At 49.4% G+C, this 2,078-nt stretch carries 3 protein-coding genes; 2 read left to right on the top strand and 1 reads right to left on the bottom strand.

What is annotated here, in order from left to right; genetic code table 11:
• Positions 1-390 (bottom strand): hypothetical protein (locus tag Q0R17_RS10040; RefSeq protein ID WP_293934658.1); only part of this gene is annotated, 390 nt, incomplete at its 3' end.
• A 403-nt stretch (positions 391-793) separates the two neighbouring features.
• Between Q0R17_RS10040 and Q0R17_RS10035 the strand changes: the two genes are divergently transcribed.
• Together Q0R17_RS10035 and Q0R17_RS10030 are read left to right on the top strand one after the other, a co-directional pair.
• On the top strand, positions 794-928 hold the full coding sequence (locus Q0R17_RS10035; protein ID WP_293934655.1) for a hypothetical protein: 135 nt from the start codon (positions 794-796) through the stop codon (positions 926-928).
• A 64-nt stretch (positions 929-992) separates the two neighbouring features.
• The coding region (locus tag Q0R17_RS10030) for a 2,4-dienoyl-CoA reductase FMN-binding domain-containing protein (protein WP_293934652.1) at positions 993-2,078 on the top strand (1,086 nt) is incomplete at its 3' end.

The raw sequence follows: 2,078 nt of genomic DNA, 5'->3' as shown, positions 1-2,078 counted from the left end.
CTCGCGTTTGAGATCACAAACAGCAATCGCATGCAACTCACGAACAAAGTGTTCGGTCACGTTTTGCCCAGACTCAAAATGATCTTCGATGTAGGTCATGGCCTCTTCGATATTGGCCATTTCACGCAGTTGGTCGGAAGGCGTCGCGGGCTGTTCCTCAAGACGGCTTTCAACATAGTCCGCCAGCGTAGTGTGATTCCCTTCAATTCGCGCGGAGCCCAAACTCTCCAGCATATGGAAAATAGACTTAAGCTGAAAAAATACCAGAGCAGGGGTAGTGCCCCCCAGTTGTAAACGTCGCAAATGCTCCAGCTCTGTCACCACATCCACGAGAGGCGAATCAAACGCTGGGTTCAGCAACGTCAGGTCTTGGTGACAAAAAGCAGGCATCATGCAACTCCAGTTAAAAATAAGTGAGAAAGTATCACAGCTTATCCTAAAGCTGCCTTTTAATTATCTATAAATAATGCATAGAAAACATAGTATTTATAACGTTTTATCGTAATAAAATATTTTAATTATCTTTATATTATCAAATCTAACATCTGTACTCTGCCCCTTCATCATCTAGAAAACGATACCAACTATTCAGCTTTAGGCATACCTAGCAGCCTGTCGGGCTTAGGACTAAGCTGACTACTAGTCATGGCTTGTTTTAAGCAACAACACCACACATTTTGCGCACTTACCTTAGCAAACACGCCATCTCTAGCGCTCTGCTGGTAAACCCCAATAGGACAAGCAAGAGAAATCAGGCTAAGGTTAATTCAAACAATCGTTTGGAAGTGCCGCAATGTCGACCTATACGCAGCTATTAAGCCCGCTCGATCTGGGCTTTACCACCCTTAAAAACCGCGTTTTGATGGGATCTATACACACGGGGCTTGAAGAGGCAGCTGATGGGCCAAATATCGATTGCCGCTGCTAATCCTCAATTCAAGAAGAAAAATCAGCTTAATTTTTAATCATGACAATTGTTGGGAAATGCACCGATGTCGACCTACACACAGCTATTAAGCCCGCTCGATCTGGGCTTTACCACCCTTAAAAACCGCGTTTTGATGGGATCTATGCACACGGGGCTTGAAGAAGCACCTGATGGGCCTGAGCGCATGGCCGCTTTTTATGCTGAGCGTGCCAAAGGGGGCGTGGGCTTGATTGTAACCGGCGGCATCGCACCCAATGCAGCAGGCCGTATTTATGAAGATGCGGCCATGCTGGCCGATGAAGCTGATATCCCCCGCCATCTGCCCATCACCCAAGCCGTGCACGATGCAGGTGGCAAAATCTGTTTACAAATTTTACACGCAGGCCGCTATGCCTACCACACCGCCAGCGTGGCCCCTTCCGCAATTGCTTCTCCCATTACCCCGTTTACACCGCACGCATTAAGTGATGCAGAAATTAAAGCCACCATCGCCGATTTTGCCACTACCGCAAAGCTCGCACAGGTCGCTGGCTACGATGGTGTAGAAATCATGGGCTCGGAAGGCTATCTGATTAACCAATTTCTTTGCAGCCATGTTAATCAACGGAACGACGAATGGGGCGGTGACGCCACCCGCCGCCAACGTATCGCGGTTGAAATTAGCAAAGCCGTGCGCTCTGCGGTTGGCCCTAACTTTATCGTCATCTTCCGCCTGTCTTTGCTTGATTTAGTCCAAGACGGCGGTACCCTGCCAGAGGCAATTATCCTTGCCCAAGCACTTGAAGCCGCTGGTGTCACCCTGATTAACACCGGCATCGGCTGGCACGAAGCACGTATCCCAACTATCGCCGCCGCCGTGCCGCGCGGTGGTTTCAGCTGGGTTACCCGCAAACTAAAAGATCATGTGTCTATCCCGCTGATCGCGGTAAACCGCATCAATACCCCAGAAATTGCCGAGCATATTTTAGCCAGCGGCGATGCGGATATGGTTTCCTTAGCTCGCCCGCTTTTGGCCGACCCTGATTTTGTCAATAAAGCGGCGAGCAAGACGGCCAATCTGATCAACACCTGTATCGCCTGTAACCAAGCTTGCCTAGACCATGTATTTGAAGGCAAACCAGCCTCTTGCTTGGTCAATCCTCGCGCCTGC

It is taken from the genome of Iodobacter sp., from assembly GCF_025352645.1.
Classification (GTDB): Bacteria; Pseudomonadota; Gammaproteobacteria; order Burkholderiales; family Chitinibacteraceae; genus Iodobacter.
Note: the sequence above shows the minus strand (reverse complement) of the source record. Positions and strands in the feature narration are given on the sequence as shown.

Bases quoted from the DNA above. Each gene is read 5' to 3' on its own strand.
- Q0R17_RS10035 (WP_293934655.1), top strand. From the start codon at position 794: ATGTCGACCTATACGCAGCTATTAAGCCCGCTCGATCTGGGCTTTACC.